Consider the following 24,568-nt stretch of genomic DNA (forward strand, 5'->3'; position numbering starts at 1 on the left):
CGCCATTTCTTGGCGAGAACGGACAGCACTGTGCTGAGCGTCCACGATCTCGAACTCCGAGTCGGCGCCCGACTCCTGATGGAGAACGTCTCCTTCCGGGTGGGCGACGGCGACAAGGTGGGCCTCGTCGGCCGCAACGGGGCGGGGAAGACGACGCTGACCAAGGTGCTGGCCGGCGACCTCATCGCCGCCAAGGGCACGGTCGATCGCGGCGGTGAGATCGGCTACCTCCCGCAGGACCCGCGCTCGGGCGACCCGGAGGAGCTGGCGCGCACGCGCATCCTCGACGCCCGCGGTCTGGGCTCCCTCGTGGTGGGCATGTCGGAGGCGACCGAGGCGATGTCGAGCAGCGACCCGGCGATCAGTGCGGCGGGGATGAAGAAGTACGGCAACCTGACCGACCGCTTCCTCGCGCTCGGCGGTTACGCCGCGGAGGCCGAGGCGGCCTCGATCGCGAGCAACCTGAACCTGCCGGACCGGATCCTCGATCAGCCGCTGAAGACGCTCTCGGGCGGTCAGCGCCGGCGCATCGAGCTCGCGCGCATCCTGTTCTCGGATGCCAGCACCTTGATCCTGGACGAGCCGACCAACCACCTCGACGCGGATTCGGTGGTGTGGCTCCGCGAGTTCCTGAAGAACTACCGCGGCGGATTCATCGTCATCAGTCACGACATCGAGCTGGTCGGCGAGACGGTCAACCGCGTCTTCTACCTGGATGCGAACCGCCAGGTCATCGACGTCTACAACATGAACTGGAAGAACTACCAGCGCCAGCGCGCTGCCGACGAGGAGCGCCGCAAGAAGGAGCGCGCGAACGTCGAGAAGAAGGCGGGCGCCCTGCAGCTGCAGGCGGCGCGCTTCGGAGCGAAGGCCTCCAAGGCGGCGGCCGCGCACCAGATGGTGGCGCGCGCCGAGAAGATGATGAGCGGCCTCGAGGAGGTGCGCGCCGTCGACCGCGTCGCCAAGCTGCGCTTCCCGACGCCGATGCCCTGCGGCCGCACCCCGCTGCAGGCCGAGAACCTGTCGAAGAGCTACGGCTCGCTCGAGATCTTCACCGCCGTCGACCTCGCGATCGATCGCGGATCCAAGGTGGTCATCCTGGGTCTGAACGGCGCAGGCAAGACGACCCTGCTGCGGATCCTCGGCGGGGTGGACGCGCCGGACACCGGGTCGATCGAGCCCGGCCACGGTCTGCGGATCGGCTACTACGCCCAGGAGCACGAGACGATCGACGTCAAGCGCTCGGTGCTCGAGAACATGGTGTCGAGCAGCCCGAACCTCACCGAGACCGAGGCGCGCCGCGTCCTGGGCTCGTTCCTGTTCACCGGCGACGACTCGCACAAGCCGGCCGGAGTGCTCTCGGGTGGCGAGAAGACCCGTCTGGCCCTCGCGATGATCGTCGTCTCCGGGGCGAACGTGCTGCTCCTGGACGAGCCGACCAACAACCTCGACCCGGCGAGCCGCGACGAGATCCTCGACGCGCTCGCGCACTACGAGGGCGCGGTGGTCCTGGTCAGCCACGACGAGGGCGCCGTCGAGGCGCTGAACCCCGAGCGGGTGCTCATCATGCCCGAGGGCACCGAGGACCACTGGACCGCGGACTACCTCGACCTGATCACCCTGGCCTGATCACTCCGACCTGATCGCGGTCCGTCCCCGCCGGGCGCGGCGGCTCAGCGGTGGGCGTCGAGCAGCTCGTCCTCGATCTCGGAGTCGCTGCGACCGCGCTTCAGCCGGCGCTGCTCGCGCCGTTCCTCCGCGGCGATGACCTCGGGATCGTCGGCGTTGAGCAGCCGGAACTCGTGCCGCACGGCCCAGCCCAGTCCTCCGAAGCCCATCAGCGCGAACAGCACCCACTGGATCGCGTAGCTGATGTGCAGGCCTTCGTCGGCCACCGGCTTCAGCGCCGCGAGAGGAGGAGCGTCGACGGGTGCGGGGGATTCCGAGACCAGCAGGCCGTAGGCGCTCGTGCGCACCGGCTCTCCCAGCTGCGCACGCAGGTCGTCGAGCTGGATGGTCGCGATCTGACCGGCGGGAGCGGAGCGCCCCTCGATGCGGCCCTCGCTCGGCTTGATCCTGGCCGTCACCGTGACCTCTCCCTCCGGAGGGGCGGGCACGGCATCGGGGGAGTCCTGCTCGGATCCGACCGGGACCCAACCGCGGTCCACGATGAACAGGCTGCCGTCCGCGAGTCGGAGCGGTGTGAGCACCTCGAATCCGGGATTGCCGTTGTAGGGCCGGTTGCGGACGAGCGTCTCGTCCTGCGTCTCGTAGACGCCCGTGACCTCGACCGGCCGGAACTCGAGCGCGTCGTCCCACGCGCCGTCCTCGCCGATCAGGTCGTCGAGAGCCACGGGGTCGGCCGTCCAGTTGGCCGTGACGAGCCGGTTCGTCGAGGCGGCCTCGTCCAGGCGCGCCACCTGCCAGCGCGACAACAGCACGCAGGCGACGGCGAAGACCACCGCGAGGGCGAGGTAGCCGAACCAGCGGCGCGAGAGCACGAAGCGCCAGGAGGGACGCGGCGTGGAGTCGGTCAACGCGAGGTCCCCCGGTCGATGGTCTGAAGCGGTCTCACCTCGAGCGGGAACTCCCGTGCGGCGAGGAACTCGCGGAGGAACTCGAGGTGCTCACCGCAGGCGAGCCAGGTCTTGCGCCGGTCCTCCGCGTGGATCCGCGGATTCCGCCACTCTACGGCCCAGGTCGCGATGCTCGTGCAGCCCGCTCTCGAGCAGGTGTGCTTCTCGGGCGCTGTGCCGAGCGGGATCACGGTCGATCCGTCGTCGCTCCGCCGCCCTCGGCCCGGTCGTCGGTCGAGGAGCCGGACTCGGGGGCGGATGCGGGCGGCGGCACGGGGCGCGACAGGACGATCGCACCGGGGCGCTGCACGTTCCCGCTCTCGCCGACTCCGCCGACGTTCGCGAGCACCACGGCGAAGTAGGGGAGGACGATGGCGCCGATGGCGAAGAACGCGAGCCACCACCCCTGCGCGAAGATCAGGCAGATCACGCAGATCATGCGGATGCCCATCGCGATGGAGTACTTGATCGCGCGGGAGCGACGTTCCGCGGTCGGCGACGGCGGGAGGGAGGTGAGCGATTCGCGGGGTTTCACAGCTGTACAACCCTACGTCGCGGGGGAGTCGCGGAGGCTGGGCGGACGGGATCTCCCGATGTGTTGCGCCGCGCGCCCGTAGGATGTACGGGTCGTCCGGCGCCGTCCGCGCGTCGGCAGGAGGGACACCATGACCACGCCCCGCACCGTCCTCGTCACCGGAGGCAACCGAGGCATCGGCTTCGCCATCGCCGAGGAGTTCGTCGCCGCGGGGCACCGGGTCGCCGTCACGGCTCGGTCCGGATCGGGTCCGGCCGGATCGCTCACCGTCGTGGCCGACGTCACCGACTCCGCGTCCATCGATGCCGCCTTCACCCAGGTGGAGGCCGAGCTCGGTCCCGTCGAGGTCGTCGTGGCGAACGCGGGGATCACCCGCGACACCCTCCTCTTGCGCATGACCGAGGACGACTTCACGTCGGTCATCGACACCAACCTGACCGGGGCGTTCCGTGTGGTGAAGCGCGCCTCGAAGGGCATGCTCAAGCAGAAGTTCGGGCGCGTCATCCTGATCTCGAGCGTCGTGGGCCTCTACGGCGGACCGGGTCAGATCAACTACTCGTCGTCGAAGGCCGCCCTCGTCGGCTTCGCCCGCTCGCTCACCCGCGAGCTCGGGGCGCGCAACATCACCGCGAACGTCGTCGCTCCGGGCTTCATCGAGACCGACATGACGGCGGAGCTGCCGGCGGAGCAGCAGGCGGAGTACCGCAAGAGCATCCCGCTCGGCCGGTACGGGACCGCCGCCGAGGTGGCGAAGGTCACCCGCTGGCTCGCCGGCGACGAGGCCGCCTACATCTCCGGTGCGGTGGTCCCGGTCGACGGCGGCCTCGGGATGGGGCACTGATCGCTTCAGCTGTGGGCTTATATCCGCCGGATATCAGCTGTAGGCTTATCGGATGAGAGAAGCGCCGGTCGTCGCCGTTCTGATCGATCTGGTCGGTTCGCGCAGACTCGAGCGCCGCGATGTGGCGCAGCACGAGATCGAGACCGGCTTCGCCTCCGTCGATGGAGTCGTCCCCGCGATCGAGCCGCTGCACCCGACGGTGGGCGACGAATTCCAGGGCGTCTACCCGTCGCTCGCCGCCGCCCTCACGGCCACCCTGCACGCGCGCCTGTCCCTGCCCGCCGGGGTCGACTGCCGAGTCGGTCTCGGCCGGGGGGAGATCAGGGTGATCGGTTCGGGAGTCGCGGGCGGCCTGCAGGACGGCTCGGCGTGGTGGCGCGCCCGCACCGCGATCGACCGCGCCCACGAGCTCGAGGACGGCGCCGTCCCGAGTGCGCGGGCCTGGTTCGTGGGCTCCGACGAGCCGGGGGCCGAGGAGGCCGCGGTGAACGCCTACCTCCTCGCCCGGGACGCGCTGATCGGGCCCTTGAGCGCGCGGGACCGCCGACTCGTGCTCGGGGCAGCGCGGGGAACGCCGCAGAAGACGCTGGCGGAGCAGGAGTCGATCTCGCAGTCCGCGGTGTCGCAGGCGCTGCGTCGCGCGAGCGCGGGCGCGCTCCTCACCGGCGCGAGGCTCTTCGAGGACGCGTGCTGACCGCCCTGCTGCTCGGCCTCGTCGGCGCCGCCGACGTGCTGCGCACCCACCTGGGCCTCCGATCGGTGGCGATCGCGATCATCGTCGTCGACGTCGTCGCCGCAGTCGCCTCCGCCGTGGGGCTCGGCGCACCGGTCATCGGAGTCGTCGTCGTCGTGATCCTCTCGGCGCTCTGGCTCCCGGTCACGACGACGGAAGCGGGACGCCGACCGCCGGGAGGACTGCGCGCCGTCGTCGGTCTGGCGGCCGCGGTCCTCGTGCTCACCCTGGTCGACAGAGCGGGAGCCGCATCCGAGGGACCCCTGGTGAACGCGTGGTCGCGACTCGACGGCACCGCCTCGGGCTGGCCGCTGGAGCAGGTGCTCCTCGCCGTCGGAGCAGGACTGCTCCTGCTCGAGACCGGCAACGTGATCGTCCGCGCGGCCCTGCACCGGGAGCTCGCGCCGCATCCGGAGCCCCGCCGTTCCCTGTCGCTGCGCGCTCGATTCCTCCGCCCGCCCGCGGAGACCGCGCCGCTGCCGGACCTGCGCGGCGGACGCGCGATCGGCCCGCTGGAGCGCGTGCTGGTCGCGGGGCTCACCCTGACCGGCGCGGTCGGCCTCGCGGGAGCGGTGTTCGCGGCGAAGGGGATCGTGCGCTTCCCCGAGATCTCGCGCGACGGCGACAGCGGGACGAAGGCCGAGTACTTCCTCGTCGGCTCCCTCGTCAGCTGGACGCTCGCCCTCGCCTGCGCAGGGCTGGTCGCGCTCTCGGGGGACTGACCGGGGTCAGCCGCGCAGACCGAGCACCGGGAGGAGCTGGCTGAGATCGATGCCGTCGACGACGAGATCGGCGCGCTCCCGCACGAGGGGCTTCGCGTTGAAGGCGACCGCCAGTGCGGCGACCGCCATCATCTCGAGGTCGTTCGCTCCGTCTCCGATGGCGACGGTGCGCTGCGCGGGGACACCGGCGTCGGCGGCCCACTCGAGGAGCGCCGCGGCCTTCGCGTGCGCGTCGATGACCGGGCCGCTGACCGCGCCGGTCAGCACACCGGAGTGCGAGGCCAGGCGGTTCGCCCGCGCGTAGTCGAGACCCAGCTCGCGCGCGACGGGATCGAGCACTTCGTGGAATCCGCCGGACACCACTCCGATGCGTCCGCCCGCGTCATGCACGCCCGCGATGAGCTCCTGCACGCCGGGAGTGACGCGCAGCCCTGCCCGGACGCTCTCGCAGACGGAGTCGGGGACGCCCGCGAGGGTCGCCACCCGCTCCCGCAGGCTCTCGCCGAAGTCGATCTCGCCGCGCATCGCGCGCTCGGTCACCGCGGCGACGAGGTCCTCGGAGCCCGCGTGGGCCGCGAGGAGCTCGATCACCTCGTCCTGCAGCAGGGTCGAATCGGCGTCGAGGACGACGAGGAAGCGGGCAGGCGTCGCAGGACGCTCACTCATGACGGTCCGATCGGTCGGGCCGCGCGCCGGTGACGCCGGACGCGCGGAAGCGCAGTGCTCTCGGCCCGTTGGGGTGCTACGGGCGGACGACGACGCCCTTGCCGACCACGGTGATCCCCGAGTCGGTGACGGTGAACCCGCGCTCGCGGTCGTGATCGTGATCCACGCCGACCCGCGCGCCGGGCTCGACGACGACGTCCTTGTCGAGGATAGCGCGGACGACCAGCGCGTCCGGTCCGATGCGGACCTTGTCGAAGACCACCGAGTCGGTCACGGTCGCGTTCGACTCGATGACGGTCCACGGACCCACGACGCTGCGCTCGATGTGCGCGCCCGAGATGACGGTGCCGAGCGAGACGACCGAGTCGACGGTCGAGCCCATGTTGCCCTTGCCGTCCCGCACGATCTTCGCGGGGGGCGAGTTGAGCTGCGACGAGAAGATCGGCCACTGCTGGTTGTAGAGGTTGAAGACGGGCAGCGCCGAGATGAGGTCCTGGTGCGCCTCGAAGAAGGAGTCGATGGTGCCGACGTCGCGCCAGTAGTAGCGGTCGCGATCGGTCGATCCGGGGACCTCGTTGAGCTTGAGATCGTAGACGCCCGCCTCGCCGCGCGCGACGAAGTCGGGGATGATGTCGCCGCCCATGTCGTGGTCGGAGGTCGACAGTTCTCCGTCGCGGATGACCGCGTCGATCAGCGCGTCGGCGTCGAAGACGTAGTTGCCCATCGAGGCGAGCACCTCGTGGGGCGAGTCGGCCAGGCCGACCGCGTCCTTGGGCTTCTCGAGGAACTCGGCGATCTTGGTGGGGACGACGCCGTCGCCCGCCTCGTCGCCCGCGAGCTGGATGACTCCGAACTGGTCGGCCAGCTCGATCGGCTGGCGGATCGCCGCGACCGTGGCCTTCGCACCCGACTTGATGTGGGCGTCGATCATCTGCGAGAAGTCCATGCGGTACACGTGATCGGCGCCGACCACGACGACGATGTCGGGCTTCTCGTCGCGGATCAGGTTGAGGCTCTGCAGGATCGCGTCGGCGGAGCCGCTGAACCAGCGCTTGCCCAGACGCTGCTGCGCGGGCACGGAGGCGACGTAGGAGTTGAGCAGACCCGAGAGGCGCCAGGTCTGCGAGACGTGGCGGTCGAGCGAGTGCGACTTGTACTGCGTCAGCACGACGATCTGCGTGAGCCCCGAGTTGATGAGGTTCGACAGCGCGAAGTCGATCAGGCGGTACTGGCCGCCGAACGGGACCGCGGGCTTGGCGCGATCGGCCGTGAGGGGCATGAGCCGCTTGCCCTCGCCGCCGGCGAGGACGATGCCGAAGATCTTCTTTGACTGCATGGCTCAACAGTAGGGGGTGGGGCCCCGCCGAAGACCCCTGCTGTCGCCGGGGAATCGGCTGTACTACGGTTCGGGGTGTGCGAGTCGATCTGCTGACCAAGGAATACCCGCCCGAGGTGTACGGAGGAGCCGGCGTCCATGTCGCCGAGCTCACCAAGGCGCTGCGCCACGACATCGAGGTCGTGGTCCGCTGCTTCGGAGCTCCCCGGGACGAGCCGGGAGCGTTCGCGTACCCGGTCCCCGCCGAACTCGCCCAGGCCAATGGAGCACTCCAGACCCTCGGCGTCGACCTGCAGATCGCGCAGGACGCGGCGGGAGCCGATCTCGTGCACTCGCACACCTGGTACGCGAACGCGGCGGGCCGTCTCGCCCAGCTGCTCCACGGTGTCCCGCACGTGGTCTCGGCGCACAGCCTCGAGCCGCTGCGCCCCTGGAAGGCCGAGCAGCTCGGCGGCGGCTACCGCGTCTCGAGCTGGATCGAGCGCGAGGCGTACGAGACCGCGGACGCCGTGATCGCGGTCTCCGGCGGCATGCGCGCCGACATCCTCCGCTCCTACCCGGCGCTGGACCCGGCGAAGGTGCACGTGGTCTACAACGGCATCGATCTCGACGCGTGGCACCCCGTCGAGGACGAGGCGGTCCTCGAGAGCCTCGGCATCGACCCCTCCCGCCCGTCGGTGGTCTTCGTCGGCCGCATCACGCGGCAGAAGGGGCTCCCGTACCTCCTGCGCGCGGCGGCGACGCTCCCTCCCGAGGTGCAGCTCGTGCTGTGCGCGGGTGCTCCCGACACCCCCGAGATCATGGCGGAGGTCACCGCGCTGGTGCGCGGGCTGCAGGAGGAGCGGACCGGCGTCGTCTGGATCGACCGCCACCTCCCTCGTCACGAGCTCTCCGCGGTGCTGACGGCGGCGACGACCTTCGTCTGCCCGTCGATCTACGAGCCGCTCGGCATCGTGAACCTCGAGGCCATGGCGTGCGGCGCCGCGGTCGTCGGCACGGCCACCGGCGGCATCCCCGAGGTCGTCGTGGACGGAGTGACGGGCCGCCTGGTCCCGATCGAGCAGGTCACCGACGGCACCGGCACCCCGGTCGACCCCGACCGCTACGTCGCGGACCTCGCGGCGGCTCTCGCCGAGGTGGTCGCGGATCCCGAGGCGGCCAAGCGCATGGGAGCGGCGGGCCGCGAGCGGGCGCAGAGCGATTTCAGCTGGACGCAGATCGCGCGGGACACCCGGGCGATCTACGACTCGCTCGTCTGATCCCTCCGCGCTCGCCCTTTAGGATGGGACGCATGCCCAGCGTCGTCTCGTTCTCCGATGTCTCCTTCGTCCGGAACGGCAAGCGGATCCTCGATCACATCGAGTGGGCCGTCGCCGAGGAGGACCGCTGGGTCGTCCTCGGACCCAACGGCGCGGGCAAGACGTCGATCCTGCAGATCGCCGCGGCGCAGAACTACCCCTCGACCGGTACCGCCGGGATCCTCGACGAGACCCTCGGCCGCGTCGACGTCTTCGAGCTGCGCCCGCGCATCGGCTACGCCTCGACCGCGATGGCCCGCCGCCTGCCGGTGGACGAATCGGTCCTGGACGTCGTGATGACCGCCGCCTACTCGGTGACCGGTCGCTGGAACGAGTCGTACGACGCCGTCGACGAGCGCCGCGCCCGCCGCGTGCTCGCCGAGTGGAAGCTCGACCACCTCGCGGACCGCACGTTCGGGACGCTCTCGGACGGCGAGCAGAAGCGGGTGCAGATAGCGCGTGCGATCATGACGGACCCCGAGCTCCTCCTGCTCGACGAGCCGGCCGCGAGCCTCGACCTCGGCGCCCGCGAGGAGCTCGTCGCGCTCCTCAGCGGTTTCGCGAAGGACCCGGCGTCGCCCGCGATCGTGATGGTCACCCACCACGTCGAGGAGATCCCCGACGGCTTCACCCACGCGCTCCTGCTGCGCGACGGGAAGGCCGTCGCCGCCGGGCCGCTGGCCGAGGCTCTGACCGAGCAGACGCTCTCCGAGACGTTCGGACTCGACATCGCCCTCACTCGCGAGGACGGCCGGTACTCGGCTCGCGCCCGCCGCTGATCGACCGGGTCCGCCGCGCCGCGGATCCCCTCGTCGACGGCCGCACGATCTGCTACACTCGATAGCTGGTTCGGGCCCGTTCGCGGTGCGCCCACCACCCTTCCACCCGTTCCCGTCGACGACAGGTGCGGTTCAGGACCACCAACGACAGGACACGCCATGAAGACCGACATCCACCCCGAGTACGCGCCGATCGTCTTCCGCGACCTCGCCTCCGGTGAGACCTTCCTCACCCGTTCGACGGCGAAGAGCAGCAAGACCATCGAGCTCGACGGCGTCACCTACCCGGTCATCGACGTCGAGATCTCGTCGGCCTCGCACCCGTTCTACACGGGCAAGCAGCGCATCATGGACTCGGCCGGCCGCGTCGAGAAGTTCAACAGCCGCTACAAGAACTTCGGCAAGTAGCCGCTCCTCGAAGGGCCCTCGACCTCACGGTCGGGGGCCCTTCGTCGTGTCCCTGGCGACGCCGGTGCGGTAGCGTCCGGGCATGGTGTCCTTCGCCGACAAGCCGATCCTCCCCGTCGTCACCGCGGAGGAGTGGGAGGCGTACCTGTCGGACTCCCCGGATCCCGGCGGGGTGCGTCTGAAGCTGCGCAAGAAGGCGGCGGTCGATCCCGGCCTTACCTACGCCGAGGCCCTCGACGTGGCGCTCTGCCACGGCTGGATCGACGGGCAGGCCAGCGCGTTCGACGAGCAGTTCACGCTGCAGGCCTTCACCCCGCGTCGCCGGGCCAGTCCGTGGTCGCAGGTGAACCGCGAGCACGTCGTCCGGCTGGTCGAAGAGGGCCGGATGCGCCCCGCCGGACTCGCGGAGATCGAGCGCGCCAAGGCGGACGGCCGCTGGGACGCGGCGTACCGGCAGAAGGGGGCGGAGGTGCCTCCGGACCTGCTGGCGGCCCTGGAGGCCGACCCGGAGGCGGCGGCGTTCTTCGCGACCCTGGGCGGGCAGAAGCGCTTCGCGTTCCTCTTCCGCCTGAAGCAGTTGAAGCGGCCGGAGTCGCGCGAGCGCCGGATCCGCGAGTACGTGGCGCTGCTGCGGGAGGGGCGCACGCTCACCTAGGTCCTGCTGAACCCAACCCGGCGCTGGCGCGGCGTCAGTGGCGTACGGGCCAGGCGCCGTCGGCGACGAAGGCCTCGTCGCGGACGCGGCGCATGTACTCCTGGAACGACTCGGCCTGGTCGCGGCACCAGTCGATCTGCAGCGCGTGCAGGGCGTCGGCGCCCACTCCGAGCTCGTCGGCGAAGGCGCGGCCGAGCGCCTGGGCGACCCTGCCCGCCGCGACGGCGTCGGCTCCGGCGTCGTGGGCGTCGGTGAGGCTCACTCCGTAGTGCTCGGCGGCGAGGGTGAGGGTGCGCTTGCCCTTGCGGTAGCGGTCGACGGCCTTGTCGATGACGAGGGGATCGACGACCGGGCTCGGATCGATCAGGACCGGCACACCCCAGCGTCGCGCCTCGTGGGCGAGCAGCGAGAGGTCGTAGGGGGCGTTGTAGACGACGACCGGGATACCGCGGGCGAGCAGGGAGCGGAGCGCCTCGGACACCTCGGCGACGACCTCGCCCGCCGGGCGGCCGTGCTCGCGCGCGTGCTCGGTGCTGATGCCGTGCACGGCGCTGGCCCCCGCGGGGATCTCGACTCCCGGATCGGCGAGCCACGTGGTGCCCTCGATCGCTTCTCCGTCGGCTCCGATCACTCCGACGTGCGCGGTCACGATGCGGCTCGTGCGGACGTCGATGCCCGTGGTCTCGAGATCGAAGACGGCGAGGAGGTCGAACCAGGGCGCGCCCTCGGCGGGCGCGAGCTCGGCGGGTGCCGGAGCGGCGCGAGCCTCGTCGGACGGGAGGGCCTCGAACGCGCCGTCGTCGAACAGGGTCGGCTCGGTCGTTGCGGTGATGCTCACGCGGACAGCCTAAACGGGGCCTCCGACATCGGTCGGAGGCCCCGCGGCGTGCTCACGAGTGGTTCATCGGTCGTGGTCCGCCTTCGCGACGTGCAGCCAGAAGAAGCCCTGCGTGCCGAGGGTCATCGTGAGGGTGCCGTCCGCCGAGAAGCCGGGGAAGCGTCCGCCGCCGAACAGGTCGCTCAGCGCGGAGCCGGGGTTCTCGGGGTCGGTGATGGTCACCGACACCGGGTTGTGGTTGAAGCTGAAGACGCAGAGCACCTCCTCGGGCTGGTCGCCCATGGCGGAGCCGGACCCGGCGTAGTCGCGCACGAAGGCGAGCACCGACTCGTGGTCCGTCTCGAGCACGCGCATCGAGCCGAGGCCGAAGGCCGGGTGGCCACGGCGTACGTGCAGCACGTTCCGCATCCAGTGCAGGAGCGAGCGGGACTGCGCGAGCTGAGCCTCCACGTTCACCTGGTTGTAGTGGTAGACGAGCGATTGCACGATCGGCTGGACGAGCTTGCCGGGGTCGGCGGCCGAGAAGCCGGCGTTGCGGTCGGGGGTCCACTGCATCGGCGTGCGGGAGGCGTCGCGGTCGTTCAGCCAGATGTTGTCGCCCATCCCGATCTCGTCGCCGTAGTAGAGGAACGGACTGCCCGCGAGCGAGAAGAGCAGGGCGTTGATCAGCTCGAGCTCGGCGCGGGAGTTGTCGAGCAGCGGGGCGAGGCGACGCCGGATGCCGATGTTGGAGCGCATCCGCGGGTCGTAGGCGTACCAGCCGTACATCGCCTGGCGGTACTCCTCCGAGACCATCTCGAGCGTGAGCTCGTCGTGGTTGCGCAGGAACACGCCCCACGCGGCTCCGGTGGGGATGTCGAAGGTCTCGGAGAGGACCTTCTTCAGCTCGTTCGCCGTCTGCGCGCGGAGGGAGTAGAAGATACGCGGCATGACCGGGAAGTCGAAGGCCATGTGGCACTCCGGCTCCTCCTCGGTGCCGAAGAACGCGGCGACCTCGCGCGGCCACTGGTTCGCCTCCGCGATCAGGATGCGGCCGGGGTAGTCGCGGTCGACCATCTGCCGGAGGTTCTTGATGAAGTCGTGGGTGGGCGGCTCGCCCTCGCCGTTGCCCTCGTCGGACTCGTAGAGGTAGGGGATCGCGTCCAGCCGGATGCCGTCGACGCCGAGGTCGAGCCAGAACTTCACCACGTCGTGGATCGCCTCGCGGACGGCCGGGTTCTCGAAGTTGAGGTCCGGCTGGTGCGAGAAGAAGCGGTGGAAGTAGAACTGCCGGCGCTCGGAGTCGAACGCCCAGTTCGAGTCCTCGGTGTCGACGAAGATAATGCGGATGTCGGGGTAGCGGTCGTCGGTGTCGTTCCAGACGTAGAAGTCGCCGTACGGGCCCTCGGGGTCCGACCGCGACTGCTGGAACCACTCGTGCTGGTCGCTCGTGTGGTTGAGCGGGAAGTCCATGACGATGCGCATGTTGCGCTCGTGCGCCTTGCGCACCAGGTCGCGGAAGTCCTCCATCGTGCCGAACTCGGGGAGGATCGCCTTGAAGTCCGAGACGTCGTAGCCGCCGTCGCGCAGCGGCGACATGTAGAAGGGCGGCAGCCAGAGCGCGTCGATGCCGAGCCACTGCAGGTAGTCGAGCTTGGAGGCCAGTCCGTTGATGTCCCCGGCGCCGTCCCCGTTCGAGTCGTAGTACGACCGGATCATGACCTCGTAGAACACCGCACGGCGGTACCACTGGGGATCGAGGGCGAGTCCGGGGAGTTGGATCGGCGACGTGAAGCTCACGGTGCTCCTTCTGCTGCTGCCTGAGCGGATGACCGTCACGGAGGACGGGGCGGTGCGTCGCGAAGCGAGCGCGTCCTCATGCTCCCGGCTCGGATCGCGGCCACGCAAGGCGTTGCGGCGAGAAGTTCGGGCGGTCTTGCCTACGATGGGGACCGAGATGACCGTCGCTTCGCCCTACGCCGCCGACCTCGGACGACTCCCGATCCGGGAGGCCTCCGCGGCCGTCCCGGGGGCGTCCACCGCCTACTGGAGCTACGGCTCGGACGACGCGGCGACGGTGATCGTGCTCGTGCACGGCTTCCGCGGCGAGCACCACGGTCTGGAGCCGGTGATCGCCCGTCTGCTCGGGGGAGGGGCGGACGTCCGCGTCATCGCTCCGGACCTGCCGGGATTCGGCGCGTCCCCGCCCATGACGGCGCACGCGCACGACGTGGAGGGCTACGCGGCCTGGCTGGGGGAGTTCCTGGACGTGCTCGGGCTCCGCGGCGAGGCCGTGGTGCTCGGTCACTCCTTCGGCTCGATCGTGGCCGCGGCGGCCGTCGCATCGGGGCTGCAGACTCCGCTGCTCGTGCTCGTCAATCCGATCGCGGCTCCGGCCCTCGCCGGCCCTCGGGGAGTGCTGACACGGCTCGCGGTGCTCTACTACCGGCTCGGAGCGGTGCTGCCGCGGACTCTCGGGTACCGGCTGTTGCGCGATCCGTGGATCGTGCGCGTGATGAGCCTGACGATGGTGAAGACGAAGGACGCCGGTCTGCGGCGCTTCGTGCACGACCAGCACGACCGCTACTTCAGCGCGTTCGCGTCGCGCGACACGGTGCTCGAGGCGTTCCGCGCCTCGGTCTCGCACGACGTGAGCGAGTACGCGGCGCGCCTCACGGTGCCGACGCTGCTGATCGCGGCGGCGCAGGACGACATCACGCCGCTCGCCGCGCAGCACCGCCTGCTCGCGGCGCTCCCGCACGCCCGGCTGCACGTGATCGACGGGGTCGGCCACCTCATCCACTACGAGACGCCGGACGAGGCCGCCGCGGTGCTCCGCCGCGCCCTCGAGGAGGGGATCGACCGATGAGGATCGTCGTCGACTGCCGCTACACCCGGCTCGAGCGCCACGACGGCATCAGCCGCTACACCTCCGAGCTCGTGCGCGAGCTCTCGGTTCTGCACGACGTGACGATGCTGATCAGCGACCGACGCCAGCTCGCGCTGCTGCCCGACCTGCCGTGGGAGAAGGTCACGTCGCCGACCGGTCCGTTCGAGCCGTTCGTGGCGCTCCTCGTGAACCGGTTGAAGCCGGACGTGGTCTTCTCGCCGATGCAGACCATGGGGTCGCTCGGTCGCCGCTACCGCCTCGTGCTGACCGTGCACGACCTCATCTACTACCGCCATCGCACGCCCCCGCGCGATCTGCCGCTGCCCGTCCGCGGGCTGTGGCGGCTCTACCACCTGTCCTGGTGGCCGCAGCGCCGACTGCTGCAGCGGGCCGACGCCGTGGTGACGGTGTCGGAGACCACTCGCGAGCTGATCCGGGAGCACCGCCTGACGACCCGCCCGATCGTGGTGGTGCCGAACGCGGCGGGCGACCCGGACGAGGCGAGCACCGCGCTGGCCGCGTCGCTGCCCGACCGCTCCGACGCCCGCTCGCTCGTGTACATGGGCTCCTACATGCCCTACAAGAACGTCGAGACGCTGGCCCGCGCGATGCGGCTGCTTCCCGACTACGAGCTGCACCTGATGAGCCGGGCGAGCGACGAGACGGTCGAGACGCTGCGCTCGCTCGCCCCGACGGCGAAGCTGGTGTTCCACCAGGGCGCGGACGACGCCACCTACCGGTCGGTGCTCGCGCGCGCGACCGCCCTCGTCAGCGCGAGCCGCGACGAGGGCTTCGGGATCCCGCTGGTCGAGGCGATGGCGCTCGGCACCCCCGTCGTCGTCAGCGACATCCCGATCTTCCGCGAGATCGGCGGGGACGCGGCGGTCCTGGTGGATCCGGGCAGTGCGAAAGACGTGGCGCGCGGAGTCCGCTCGCTCGAGGATGCGGCGGTGTGGACGGAGCGTTCGGAGCGGTCGCGCGAGCGCGCGGCGGCGTACTCGTGGCGCGACTCCGCCCGGGTGCTCTACGAGCTGCTGACCTCGCTCGACAGGCCCTAGGGAGCGGTGGGGCTGAGGACGTCGTCGAGATCGGCGTCCACGACCACCACGTCACCGGAGTCGTCGAACGCGACGATCCGCAGGGCGCCGTCGACGATCGCGAAGTCGTGGCGCGACCCGTTGCCGACGGTGATCCCCTGCGGCAGCAGCGCGTCCTCGCTGAGCGAGCGGAGAAGGCTGCCGATGACGGCGCCGTGCGTCGCCACGATCACCCGCTGGTCGGGGAAGCGCTCGGCGACCTCGAGCAGCGCCTCCGTCGCCCGCGCGACGACCTCGGCGCGGGTCTCGCAGCCGGGGATGCGCTCACCCTCGATGCCGCCGGGGAAGAGGGCGCGGAGGTCGTCCCCGGTCATGCCCTCGGCCTCGCCGTAGGCGCGCTCGGCCAGCCCGGGCACGACGAGCGGCTCGTCGAGGCCCAGACCCCGGGCGATGACGGCACCCGTCTCGTAGGCGCGCTGCAGCGGACTCGCGACGACCGCGTCCCACTCCCGCTCGCCGAGGATCCGCGCGGCCGCCCGCGCCTGCGAACGGCCGGTGTCGTTCAGCGGGATGTCGCTCGCTCCCTGGATGCGGCGCGCCGCGTTCCAGTCGGTCTGGCCGTGGCGGACGAGGGTGAGCTGGGTCACGGGAGCCTCTCGAGGTGCGGGGAGGGGAGGACGCCCGGGTCAGCGGGCGGGGAGGCGGTCGGCGAGGATCCGCAGGACCTCGCTCGTGCCGCCGTCGATCTTGATCGCGGCGCGGCCGTCGCCCTTGGTCGTGCCGCGATTGACGATGACGATCGGCATCTTGCCGCGGCGCGCGATCTCGAGGAAGCGGATGCCGGAGTTGACGACGAGGGAGGAGCCGGCCACGAGGAGGGCGTCGGCGCCGGCGACGATGGCGCGCGCCTCCTGGAACCGCTCGGTGGGGATGAACTCGCCGAAGAACACGATGTCGGGCTTGAGGATCCCGCCGCAGACGGTGCAGTCGGGCACGGTCATCGCCGAGACGTCGTGCACCTCGGCGTCGCCGTCGGGGTTGAGGGAGGAGACGTCCGGGTCGTCGAGCCAGGGGTTCGCCTCGGCGATCCGGTCGGCCACGGCGTCACGGGCGAAGTACTGCCCGCAGGTCATGCATCGGACGCGGTCGGCGGACCCGTGCAGGTCGACGACGCGCCGGGATCCGGCGCGGACGTGCAGCCCGTCGACGTTCTGGGTGACGACTCCGGTCAGGACGCCCCGCTCCTCGAGTCGGGCCAGGGCGCGGTGCCCGTCGTTGGGGAGCGTGCTCGTGAAGCGCCGCCAGCCGATCTGGCTGCCGGCCCAGTACCGCTTGCGGTAGTCGGGGTCGGCGACGAACTGCGAGTAGGTCATCGGGGTGCGCACCGGCGCGCCGGCTCCGCGGTAGTCCGGGATGCCGGAGTCGGTGCTGACGCCCGCGCCGGTGACGGCGGCGATGCGCCGCCCGCTGAGGAGTTCGACGGCCTGCTCGATCGCGTCGGCACGGGTGCCGTCCTCGACCGGTGTCGGACTCGACTCCATCCGCGCCTCCCGTCGGTGATCCCTCCGCGTGCGCGGCGGGCCCGTCTCGAAGTCTAGAGCGCCGCGGTGCCCGAGGGCTGTGAAGAGGGGATCGCCGTCGCGAGCGCCGGCGATCCCCGTCGATCGGCCCTAGGGTGCCGGGATGCCGATCGTGCACATCGCTGACCTCGACCATCCCCTCCTCGCCGACTACCACCGGCTGACGGACGTCGCCCTGCGGCGGGTGCTGGAGCCGGAGGGCGGGCTCTACATCGCGGAGTCGGCCAAGGTGATCGGCCGGGCCCTCGACGCCGGGCACCGCCCGCGCTCGGTCCTGGTGCAGGAGAAGCGGCTGGGCGACGCGGCGGACGTGCTCGAGCGCTTCCCCGAGGTCCCGGTGTTCGTGGCGCCCGACGAGACCATCGAGGAGCTGACCGGGTTCCACCTGCACCGCGGGGCGCTGGCCTCGATGCACCGGCCCGTGCTGCCCACCGTGACGGAGCTCCTCGCGGACGCCCGCCTCGTCGTGATCCTCGAGGACCTCGTCGACCACACGAACGTCGGCGCGGTGTTCCGCGCGGCCGCCGGGATGGGGGCGGACGCCGTCCTCGTGACGCCGCGGTGCGCGGATCCGCTCTACCGCCGCAGCGTGCGGGTCAGCATGGGCACGGTGCTGCAGGTGCCGTGGACCAGGACGCCGGAGTGGGGGCCGGCGCGGGACGAGCTGCTCGCCTCCGGGTTCTCGATCGCGGCACTCGCTCTGGCGCCGGACGCGGTGCCGCTGGACGTCTACGCCGCCCGGCGCCCCGAGCGCGTGGCGATCGTGCTCGGAGCAGAAGGGGACGGGTTGAGCCGGGCCGCTCTCGACGCGGCGGACACGGTGGTCACGATCCCGATGCTGCACGGGGTCGACTCGCTGAACGTGGCGTCCGCCGGAGCGGTGGCGCTCTGGGCGCTGACGCGCGCGGCCGCACCCTCCGAGGATCGGGCGGACACCGCGCCTACGATGACGGAGTGAGCTCCCCGACGCGACCCGACGACTCGCCGATCGACGTGCTCGGAGCGGTCCTGCCGGAGCAGCCTGCCGGCCCTCCGCCCCGTCGGCGCCGCGTCGGCGCGATCATCGGGGGCGCGCTCGCCGTCGTCCTGGTCGGCGCGGGCGGCGCCTACTCCGCGACCGCGGCGAGCGCCGAGCTGCCCGTCGCGACCGCCCTCGTGGCGCAGACGCCCGGGGCGACGACGGAGGCTCCGGTGCTCGCCTGGCCGGCGTACGGCTCCGGGGCGATCGGGGCGGTCGGATTCGACGACGCCGAGCAGGACGGCGTGCTCGCGAGCTACGGCTCGACCGAGCCCGTGCCCACCGGGAGCATCGCGAAGGTCGTGACGGCGCTGGTGATCCTCGCCGCGCGGCCGATCGCCGACGGGACCGACGGCGCGGACATCACCTTCACGAGTGCCGACGTCGGCTACTACAGTGACTCGCTGGCCGAGAACGGCTCCGTCGCGCCCGTCTCCGCGGGCCTCGAGCTGACGCAGCGCGAGGCGCTGACGGTGCTGATGCTGCCGTCCGCGAACAACTACTCGAAGTCCCTCGCGATCTGGGCCTTCGGCTCGGAGGAGGCGTACCTCGCCGCCGCGCGCACCTGGCTCGACCAGCAGGGGCTGACGCGCACGGTCGTCACCGACACGAGCGGGCTCTCGCCCGACACCGTGAGCACCACCTCCGACATGGTGCGCCTGGGCCAGCTGCTCGTCGCTGATCCGGTGCTGGCGCCGATCGTCGCCCTGCCCCGCGCCGACGTCCCCGGGGTGGGCGTGGTGCAGAACACCAACACGCTCCTCGGGCGCGGGGGAGTGGACGGGATCAAGACGGGGACGACGGACGAGGCGGGATCGTGCCTCCTGTTCTCGGTGGACACCGTCGTCGAGGGCGAGCCGGTGACGCTCGTCGGCGTCGTCGTGGGCGCGCGGACGCATCCGCAGCTCGCCTCGGACATCCTGACCCTGCTGCCGAGCGTCGAGGCGGGGTTCCGCACGGTACCGCTGACGACCGAGGGGCAGGACTTCGGCTCCTTCACGAGCCTCTGGGGCGAGTCGGCCGTGGCCGAGACCCCCGAGGCGCGGTCGGTGCTGACCTGGGGAGCGGTCACGACCTCGACGACGGTCGAGCTCGATCCGCTCGAGACGGTGGCCGACGGCTCGGGCGTCGGGACCGCGACTGTGAGCGTCAACGGCACGCCCTACGAGCTGCCCCTGGTCGCCGACGGGTCGATCGAGGATCCGGGGTTCGGCTGGCGCGCCTCGCACCCGGCGGAACTGCTCGGCTAGTCGGGACTGCTCGGCCGGCGCTCAGTCGCCCTCGACGACGATGCGGACGCCGGCCGTCGCGATGTCGGCGGCGACCTCCTCGGGCGTCGCGTTGCCCGGCGCCGCGGTGCCCGGTGCGGAGGGGGCGGGCTGCGCGCGCTCGGCGTCGGCACGGTAGGGCTCCGCGGACGGGCGCTTGGCCGTGATGAAGTCGCCCGAGGACTGGTGGCGCACGCGCCGCAGCACCCACGGCACGAGGTACTCGCGCGCCCACTTCACGTCCTCGGTGCGCGCCGCGCGCCAGGTCGGCGTGGGCAGCGGCTCCGGAGCGAGCGGCCGGAGCGAGTTCTCGACGGCGAGCGCCTCGAGAACCATGCGGGCGACCTCGTGGTGCCCGTGCGGGTTGAGGTGCAGGCGGTCGGGCGCCCACATCCGCACGTCCTGGATCTCCTGCAGCGACCACTGGTCGGCGACGATGCAGTCGTAGCGCTTGGCGAGCGCGCGCAGGTTCTCGTTGTAGATCGCGACCTTGCCGCGGATGCGCCCGAACACGGGGGAGAAGCCGACGTCGACACCGGTGAAGAGCACGACCGTAGCGTCGTCCGCGCGCAGCCGCGCCAGGCCCGACTCGAAGCGCGCGGCGATGTCGTCCGGGTCGGTGCCCGGGCGGATGACGTCGTTGCCGCCCGCGGAGATCGTGATGAGGTCCGGGCGCAGCTCCAGCGCCGGCTCGACCTGCTCGTCGAGGATCTGCTGGAGCAGCTTCCCGCGGACGGCCAGGTTCGCGTAGGCGAAGTCGTCGACCTGGCTGCCCAGCACCTCGGCGACGCGGTCGGCCCATCCGCGGTGACCGCCGGGGCTGGCGGGCTCGGGATCGCCGATCCCCTCGGTGAACGAGTCGCCCAGGGCGACGTAGCGGGACCACGGATGACGCTGCTCGACCATCCCTCCATTCTGCTCCGCGACGCGGTGAGCCGGATCCGTCGCGCGGACGATCGCGACACGCCCAGGCCACGCCCGGTGCGGCGCCCGATCGCGCGGACCCGGCCCCCGCGTCGGTGGCGTCGGCTACCGTTGGCGCACGTGAACAGTCCCTCGAGCTTCGGTCATCAGGTCGGCACCTCCGCTGCGGAGCACCTGTCCCCGTCGTTCCCGGGCCGCGCTCCCTGGGGCACGGCGAACAAGCTGCGGGCCTGGCAGGCGGAGGCGCTCGAGGCGTACTTCCAGACCGAGCCGCGCGACTTCCTCGCCGCTGCGACCCCCGGCGCGGGCAAGACGACCTTCGCCCTCCGGCTCGCGGCCGAGCTGCTGCACAACCGCACCGTCGACCGCATCACCGTGGTCGCTCCGACCGAGCACCTCAAGCGCCAGTGGGCCGAGGCCGCGCACCGCGTCGGCATCCGCCTGGACCCCACCTTCACGAACCGGATGGGGCGCCACGCCCGGCACTACCACGGCGTCGCCGTCACCTACGCGCAGATCGCGGTGCGCCCGGAGCTCCACCGCGAGCTCACCCTCTCGGGGCGCTCGCTCGTGATCCTCGACGAGGTGCACCACGGCGGCGACGCGCTCAGCTGGGGCGACGCGATCCGCGAGGCCTTCGAGCCCGCCGTGCGGCGCCTGTCGCTGACCGGGACGCCGTTCCGCTCGGACACGGCGCCGATCCCGTTCGTCAGCTACCTGCCCGACGAGGAGGGCATCCGCACCTCGCTGACCGACTACGCCTACGGGTACGGCCGCGCCCTGGCCGACGGCGTCGTCCGTCCGGTGCTCTTCATGGTGTACGCGGGTCAGATGCGCTGGAAGTCGAAGGCCGGCGACGAGATGGAGGCGCGGCTCGGCGAGGGCAACACGAAGGACATCACCTCTCAGGCGTGGCGCACGGCGCTGGACCCCAAGGGCGACTGGATCCCGTCGGTGCTGCGCGCCGCCAACACGCGCCTCAGCGAGGTGCGCCGCGCGATCCCCGACGCCGGCGGGCTGGTGATCGCGACCGACCACTACGCCGCCCGCGCCTATGCCGCGATGCTGCGCGAGATCAGCGGTGAGCCCGTCACCGTCGTCCTCTCGGACGAGAAGGAGGCGAGCGACCGGATCGAGGAGTTCTCGAAGGACACCAGCCGGTGGATGGTCGCCGTGCGGATGGTGTCGGAGGGCGTGGACGTGCCGCGGCTGGCCGTGGGCGTCTACGCGACGTCGGCGTCGACTCCGCTGTTCTTCGCGCAGGCGATCGGCCGCTTCGTGCGGGCCCGGCGCCGCGGCGAGACCGCGTCGATCTTCCTCCCGAACGTGCCGGGGCTGCTCGCGCTCGCGAGCTCGATGGAGCAGCAGCGCGACCACGCGCTCGACCGGAAGAGCTCGGACGACGAGGAGTACCCCGAGGCCGACCTGATGGCCGACGCCGAGCGGCAGGAGAAGGCGTCCTCCGATCTGCTCGAGGAGGGGCGGTTCGAGTCGCTCGGCTCCGCCGCGACCTTCGACCGGGTCGTCTACGAGGGCGCCGAGTTCGGCATGGAGGTCGAGGTCGAGAGCGAGGAGGAGCTCGACTTCATCGGCCTCCCCGGCCTCCTCGAGCCCGACCAGGTGCGCGAGCTCCTGCAGCACCGGCAGCAGCGGCAGGCGAAGCGCGCCGGCACCCGCCCGGGCGCCGCGGCAGCTCCGGAGGCGAAGGAGAGCGAGATCCCCGCGCCGCTCTACCGCACCCTGAAGGAGCAGCGGAGCCTCCTGAACTCGCTCGTCGGGCTGTGGGCGCGCAACACGGGGGAGACCCACGGCCAGGTGCACACCGAGCTGCGGCGGCTCTGCGGCGGGCCGGCCGTCGCCCAGGCCAGCGTCACCCAGCTGCAGGCGCGGATCGACCTGCTGCGGCGGAGGATCGGCTCGCACTGAGCGCGACGGGGCGATAGCCGATCGGCCCGGCGCGGCGCCAGCCCCTCCGGCGGGATCGGCGCCGCCCGTACTGTTCGAGACGTGACCCCGCCGCTCCTCCCGCTCGTCGCGATGCGCTCGCTCGCTGCACTCGAGGACGGCGCCCGGTGACCCCCGCCGACGAGCGGCTCCCGGGTGAGCGGGAGGAGCCCCTCGCTAAGGTGGGCAGTCGGTCCGTCGCGAAGGTGATGGACCATCACCCCCGACGTCGGGCATCCGCGGACCGAACGACGGCCTCATCCGGATCGCCCGAGACCACACCCCAGAGGAGTCTCGTGGAGACCTGGCCCGGAACCGCCTACCCCTTGGGCGCCACTTTCGACGGAAGCGGCACGAACTTCGCTCTCTTCAGCGAGGTCGCCGAGCGCGTCGAGCTCTGCCTGTTCGACGACGACGGCACCGAGACGCGCGTCGACGTGCTCGAATCGGACGCCTACGTCTGGCACTGCTACCTGCCGCAGGTGCAGCCCGGCCAGAAGTACGGCTACCGCATCCACGGCCCGTACGACCCGGCCGCAGGGCAGCGCTGCAACCCGAACAAGCTGCTGCTCGACCCCTACGCGAAGGCCGTCTCGGGCGAGATCGACTGGGACCAGTCGCTCTTCTCGTACACCTTCGGCGACCCGGACTCGACGAACGACGAGGACTCGGCGCCGCACATGATGATGGGCGTCGTCATCAACCCGTTCTTCGACTGGGCGGGGGACCGCCGTCCGCGCATCTCCTACGACCGCACGGTCATCTACGAGGCGCACGTGAAGGGGCTCACGAAGAGCCACCCCGACATCCCGGAGGAGCTGCGCGGCACGTACGCGGGCGTCGCGCACCCCGCGGTCATCGCGCACCTCAAGCACCTGGGCATCACGGCGATCGAGCTGATGCCGGTGCACCAGTTCGTCAACGATTCGACCCTGATCGAGAAGGGCCTCTCGAACTACTGGGGCTACAACACGATCGGCTTCTTCGCGCCGCAGAACACCTACTCGTCCACGGGCGACCAGGGCCAGCAGGTCCAGGAGTTCAAGAGCATGGTGCGGGCGCTGCACGCGGCCGGCATCGAGGTCATCCTCGACGTGGTCTACAACCACACCGCCGAGGGGAACCACCTCGGCCCGTCGCTCTCGTTCCGCGGCATCGACAACGAGGCGTACTACCGCCTCGTCGACGACGACAAGCGCTACTACATGGACTACACCGGGACCGGGAACACCCTCAACGTCCGGCACCCCCACTCGCTGCAGCTGATCATGGACTCGCTGCGCTACTGGGTGACCGAGATGCGCGTCGACGGCTTCCGCTTCGACCTCGCCTCGGCGCTCGCCCGCGAGTTCTACGACGTCGATCGGCTCTCGACCTTCTTCGAGCTCGTGCAGCAGGATCCGGTCGTCTCGCAGGTCAAGCTCATCGCCGAGCCGTGGGACGTCGGACCCGGCGGCTACCAGGTCGGCAACTTCCCGCCGCAGTGGACGGAGTGGAACGGCAAGTACCGCGACACGGTCCGCGACTTCTGGCGCGGCGAGCCGTCGACGCTGGGCGAGTTCGCCTCACGGCTGACCGGATCGGCCGACCTCTACGCGCGCTCCGGTCGCCGCCCGGTCGCCTCGATCAACTTCGTGACGGCCCACGACGGGTTCACCCTGCGCGACCTCGTCTCGTACAACGAGAAGCACAACGACGCCAACGGCGAGGACAACAACGACGGGGAGTCGCACAACCGCTCTTGGAACCACGGAGTCGAGGGGCCGACGGACGACCCGAAGGTCCTGGGCCTCCGCGCCCGGCAGCAGCGCAACTTCCTCGCCACCATGCTCATCTCGCAGGGCGTGCCGATGATCCTGCACGGCGACGAGCTGGGCCGCTCGCAGAACGGCAACAACAACACCTACGCCCAGGACAGCGAGCTGACCTGGATCGACTGGTCGACCGCGGATCGCCCGCTGCTGGAGTTCACGGCCGCGCTGATCCGCCTGCGCGCCGAGCACCCCACGTTCCGCCGCGGCCGCTTCTTCGACGGCCGGCCCGTCGTCCGCGGCTCGGAGGAGCCCCTGCCCGACATCGTCTGGTTCAAGGCCGACGGCACGGAGATGTCGCCGGAGGACTGGGACTCGGGCCTGGGCCGCTCGGTCGGCATCTACCTCAACGGCAACGGGATCCGCGAGCGCGACGAGCGCGGACTGCCCGTGACGGACGACAGCTTCCTCCTCTACTTCAACGCCGACGACGTCGACGTGGAGTTCTCGGTGCCCAGCGACGAGTACGCCGCGCTGTGGAGCGTGCTCGTGGACACCGCGGGCGCCGAGGCGGACTCGATCCCGCGTCCGGCCGGCGCGATGCTGACCGTCCAGGCCAAGTCGCTCGTGATCCTCCAGGAGCACAGCGCCCCGGAGCCGGAGGTGGACCACTCGGTGGCCGCCTCGCTGGCCTCGCTGGCCGCGACCTCCGCGATCCCGATCATCGCCTCCACCAGCCCCCACTCGGAGTCGACCGACTCCGCGACCGCCTCTTCGACAGGAGCCTGAC

General features: G+C 71.3%; 24 protein-coding genes. 14 read left to right on the top strand and 10 right to left on the bottom strand.

All coding sequences use genetic code 11. The features are described from left to right. The first annotated feature begins 30 nt into the window (after positions 1-30). Entirely contained in the window at positions 31-1,629 is a 1,599-nt protein-coding gene (gene abc-f, locus LRG51_RS01365) for a ribosomal protection-like ABC-F family protein (RefSeq protein ID WP_055792009.1), read from the top strand. Positions 1,630-1,673: 44 nt separating this feature from the next. On the opposite strand, the gene LRG51_RS01370 is transcribed toward abc-f, so the two are convergent. Genes LRG51_RS01370 through LRG51_RS01380 form a run of 3 tightly spaced genes read right to left on the bottom strand, consistent with a single transcriptional unit; the run spans position 1,674 to position 3,111 of the window. Then, a complete protein-coding gene (locus LRG51_RS01370) occupies positions 1,674-2,537 on the bottom strand; it encodes an SURF1 family cytochrome oxidase biogenesis protein (protein WP_055792012.1) in 864 nt (287 codons plus the stop codon). Further along, complete coding sequence (locus LRG51_RS01375) at positions 2,534-2,767, bottom strand: hypothetical protein (RefSeq protein WP_055792014.1); 234 nt, start codon at positions 2,765-2,767, stop codon at positions 2,534-2,536. The genes LRG51_RS01370 and LRG51_RS01375 overlap by 4 nt, the downstream gene beginning before the upstream one ends. Then, the gene (locus LRG51_RS01380) at positions 2,764-3,111 is read right to left on the bottom strand and encodes a DUF3099 domain-containing protein (RefSeq protein WP_082481421.1); all 348 of its coding nucleotides are present in this window, start codon (positions 3,109-3,111) and stop codon (positions 2,764-2,766) included. Before LRG51_RS01380 ends, LRG51_RS01375 begins: the two co-directional genes overlap by 4 nt. A gap of 130 nt (positions 3,112-3,241) precedes the next feature. Between LRG51_RS01380 and fabG the strand changes: the two genes are divergently transcribed. Genes fabG through LRG51_RS01395 form a run of 3 tightly spaced genes read left to right on the top strand, consistent with a single transcriptional unit; the run spans position 3,242 to position 5,407 of the window. Then, positions 3,242-3,952: a 3-oxoacyl-ACP reductase FabG gene (gene fabG / locus LRG51_RS01385; protein WP_055792017.1), complete on the top strand. Its 711-nt coding sequence runs from the start codon at positions 3,242-3,244 to the stop codon at positions 3,950-3,952. A 52-nt stretch (positions 3,953-4,004) separates the two neighbouring features. Further along, the gene (locus tag LRG51_RS01390; RefSeq protein ID WP_230670543.1) at positions 4,005-4,646 is read left to right on the top strand and encodes a SatD family protein; all 642 of its coding nucleotides are present in this window, start codon (positions 4,005-4,007) and stop codon (positions 4,644-4,646) included. Next, positions 4,640-5,407, top strand: a complete 768-nt coding sequence (locus LRG51_RS01395) for a hypothetical protein (protein ID WP_055792023.1) — start codon at positions 4,640-4,642, stop codon at positions 5,405-5,407. The genes LRG51_RS01390 and LRG51_RS01395 overlap by 7 nt, the downstream gene beginning before the upstream one ends. 6 nt (positions 5,408-5,413) lie before the next feature. Here LRG51_RS01395 and serB read toward each other — a convergent pair whose 3' ends face one another. After that, positions 5,414-6,073 carry a phosphoserine phosphatase SerB gene (gene serB / locus LRG51_RS01400; protein ID WP_230670545.1) on the bottom strand — a complete coding sequence of 220 codons (660 nt, stop codon included), beginning with the start codon at positions 6,071-6,073 and terminating at the stop codon, positions 5,414-5,416. Between the two features lie 76 nt (positions 6,074-6,149). Next, the gene (locus LRG51_RS01405; protein ID WP_055792030.1) at positions 6,150-7,409 is read right to left on the bottom strand and encodes a glucose-1-phosphate adenylyltransferase; all 1,260 of its coding nucleotides are present in this window, start codon (positions 7,407-7,409) and stop codon (positions 6,150-6,152) included. 77 nt (positions 7,410-7,486) lie between these two features. Between LRG51_RS01405 and glgA the strand changes: the two genes are divergently transcribed. The 4 genes from glgA to LRG51_RS01425 all read left to right on the top strand — a co-directional run bounded on the left by glgA (position 7,487) and on the right by LRG51_RS01425 (position 10,549). Further along, complete coding sequence (glgA, locus tag LRG51_RS01410; protein ID WP_055792033.1) at positions 7,487-8,668, top strand: glycogen synthase; 1,182 nt, start codon at positions 7,487-7,489, stop codon at positions 8,666-8,668. Positions 8,669-8,700: 32 nt separating this feature from the next. Continuing rightward, on the top strand, positions 8,701-9,486 hold the full coding sequence (locus LRG51_RS01415) for an ABC transporter ATP-binding protein (RefSeq protein ID WP_055792036.1): 786 nt from the start codon (positions 8,701-8,703) through the stop codon (positions 9,484-9,486). Between the two features lie 159 nt (positions 9,487-9,645). Further along, entirely contained in the window at positions 9,646-9,894 is a 249-nt protein-coding gene (locus tag LRG51_RS01420; RefSeq protein WP_055792039.1) for a type B 50S ribosomal protein L31, read from the top strand. A gap of 82 nt (positions 9,895-9,976) precedes the next feature. Further along, entirely contained in the window at positions 9,977-10,549 is a 573-nt protein-coding gene (locus LRG51_RS01425; protein WP_055792041.1) for a YdeI/OmpD-associated family protein, read from the top strand. Positions 10,550-10,583: 34 nt separating this feature from the next. Here LRG51_RS01425 and LRG51_RS01430 read toward each other — a convergent pair whose 3' ends face one another. Both LRG51_RS01430 and treS read right to left on the bottom strand, forming a co-directional pair. Then, positions 10,584-11,387, bottom strand: coding sequence for a 3'-5' exonuclease (locus LRG51_RS01430; RefSeq protein ID WP_268788514.1), 804 nt, complete (start codon positions 11,385-11,387; stop codon positions 10,584-10,586). Positions 11,388-11,450: 63 nt separating this feature from the next. Next, positions 11,451-13,166: a maltose alpha-D-glucosyltransferase gene (gene treS, locus LRG51_RS01435; protein WP_055792044.1), complete on the bottom strand. Its 1,716-nt coding sequence runs from the start codon at positions 13,164-13,166 to the stop codon at positions 11,451-11,453. Positions 13,167-13,323: 157 nt separating this feature from the next. Here treS and LRG51_RS01440 point away from each other — a divergent pair, with 157 nt between their 5' ends. Then, positions 13,324-14,235: an alpha/beta fold hydrolase gene (locus tag LRG51_RS01440; RefSeq protein WP_230670548.1), complete on the top strand. Its 912-nt coding sequence runs from the start codon at positions 13,324-13,326 to the stop codon at positions 14,233-14,235. Continuing rightward, positions 14,232-15,314: a glycosyltransferase family 4 protein gene (locus LRG51_RS01445; protein ID WP_230670551.1), complete on the top strand. Its 1,083-nt coding sequence runs from the start codon at positions 14,232-14,234 to the stop codon at positions 15,312-15,314. The genes LRG51_RS01440 and LRG51_RS01445 overlap by 4 nt, the downstream gene beginning before the upstream one ends. Here LRG51_RS01445 and LRG51_RS01450 read toward each other — a convergent pair. Both LRG51_RS01450 and LRG51_RS01455 read right to left on the bottom strand, forming a co-directional pair. Next, positions 15,311-15,940 (bottom strand): histidine phosphatase family protein, encoded by a 630-nt coding sequence (locus tag LRG51_RS01450; protein ID WP_230670554.1) that lies wholly within the window; start codon positions 15,938-15,940, stop codon positions 15,311-15,313. The two genes, LRG51_RS01445 and LRG51_RS01450, sit on opposite strands and share 4 nt — an antisense overlap. Before the next feature lie 39 nt (positions 15,941-15,979). Further along, the gene (locus tag LRG51_RS01455; protein WP_055792052.1) at positions 15,980-16,834 is read right to left on the bottom strand and encodes a Sir2 family NAD-dependent protein deacetylase; all 855 of its coding nucleotides are present in this window, start codon (positions 16,832-16,834) and stop codon (positions 15,980-15,982) included. A gap of 142 nt (positions 16,835-16,976) precedes the next feature. On the opposite strand from LRG51_RS01455, the gene LRG51_RS01460 reads away from it, so the two are divergent. Next, complete coding sequence (locus LRG51_RS01460; RefSeq protein ID WP_230670558.1) at positions 16,977-17,831, top strand: TrmH family RNA methyltransferase; 855 nt, start codon at positions 16,977-16,979, stop codon at positions 17,829-17,831. After that, the gene (locus tag LRG51_RS01465; RefSeq protein ID WP_230670561.1) at positions 17,828-19,141 is read left to right on the top strand and encodes a D-alanyl-D-alanine carboxypeptidase family protein; all 1,314 of its coding nucleotides are present in this window, start codon (positions 17,828-17,830) and stop codon (positions 19,139-19,141) included. Before LRG51_RS01460 ends, LRG51_RS01465 begins: the two co-directional genes overlap by 4 nt. 21 nt (positions 19,142-19,162) lie before the next feature. Here the strand turns inward: LRG51_RS01465 and LRG51_RS01470 are convergent, their stop codons facing one another. Next, the gene (locus LRG51_RS01470; protein WP_230670564.1) at positions 19,163-20,065 is read right to left on the bottom strand and encodes an SGNH/GDSL hydrolase family protein; all 903 of its coding nucleotides are present in this window, start codon (positions 20,063-20,065) and stop codon (positions 19,163-19,165) included. A gap of 138 nt (positions 20,066-20,203) precedes the next feature. Here LRG51_RS01470 and LRG51_RS01475 point away from each other — a divergent pair, with 138 nt between their 5' ends. Both LRG51_RS01475 and glgX read left to right on the top strand, forming a co-directional pair. Then, positions 20,204-22,009, top strand: a complete 1,806-nt coding sequence (locus tag LRG51_RS01475) for a DEAD/DEAH box helicase (RefSeq protein ID WP_230670567.1) — start codon at positions 20,204-20,206, stop codon at positions 22,007-22,009. Between the two features lie 314 nt (positions 22,010-22,323). Next, positions 22,324-24,567, top strand: a complete 2,244-nt coding sequence (glgX, locus tag LRG51_RS01480; RefSeq protein ID WP_055792061.1) for a glycogen debranching protein GlgX — start codon at positions 22,324-22,326, stop codon at positions 24,565-24,567. The last annotated feature ends 1 nt before the right edge of the window (position 24,568 follow it).

It is taken from the genome of Rathayibacter sp. Leaf248 (assembly GCF_920939495.1).
Taxonomy (GTDB): domain Bacteria; phylum Actinomycetota; class Actinomycetes; order Actinomycetales; family Microbacteriaceae; genus Rathayibacter; species Rathayibacter caricis.

Bases quoted from the DNA above. Each gene is read 5' to 3' on its own strand.
- LRG51_RS01470 (WP_230670564.1), bottom strand. From the start codon at position 20,065: ATGGTCGAGCAGCGTCATCCGTGGTCCCGCTACGTCGCCCTGGGCGAC.
- LRG51_RS01415 (WP_055792036.1), top strand. From the start codon at position 8,701: ATGCCCAGCGTCGTCTCGTTCTCCGATGTCTCCTTCGTCCGGAACGGC.
- LRG51_RS01420 (WP_055792039.1), top strand. From the start codon at position 9,646: ATGAAGACCGACATCCACCCCGAGTACGCGCCGATCGTCTTCCGCGAC.
- serB (WP_230670545.1), bottom strand. From the start codon at position 6,073: ATGAGTGAGCGTCCTGCGACGCCTGCCCGCTTCCTCGTCGTCCTCGAC.
- LRG51_RS01390 (WP_230670543.1), top strand. From the start codon at position 4,005: ATGAGAGAAGCGCCGGTCGTCGCCGTTCTGATCGATCTGGTCGGTTCG.
- LRG51_RS01425 (WP_055792041.1), top strand. From the start codon at position 9,977: ATGGTGTCCTTCGCCGACAAGCCGATCCTCCCCGTCGTCACCGCGGAG.
- LRG51_RS01455 (WP_055792052.1), bottom strand. From the start codon at position 16,834: ATGGAGTCGAGTCCGACACCGGTCGAGGACGGCACCCGTGCCGACGCG.
- fabG (WP_055792017.1), top strand. From the start codon at position 3,242: ATGACCACGCCCCGCACCGTCCTCGTCACCGGAGGCAACCGAGGCATC.
- LRG51_RS01440 (WP_230670548.1), top strand. From the start codon at position 13,324: ATGACCGTCGCTTCGCCCTACGCCGCCGACCTCGGACGACTCCCGATC.
- LRG51_RS01460 (WP_230670558.1), top strand. From the start codon at position 16,977: ATGCCGATCGTGCACATCGCTGACCTCGACCATCCCCTCCTCGCCGAC.
- LRG51_RS01445 (WP_230670551.1), top strand. From the start codon at position 14,232: ATGAGGATCGTCGTCGACTGCCGCTACACCCGGCTCGAGCGCCACGAC.
- LRG51_RS01405 (WP_055792030.1), bottom strand. From the start codon at position 7,409: ATGCAGTCAAAGAAGATCTTCGGCATCGTCCTCGCCGGCGGCGAGGGC.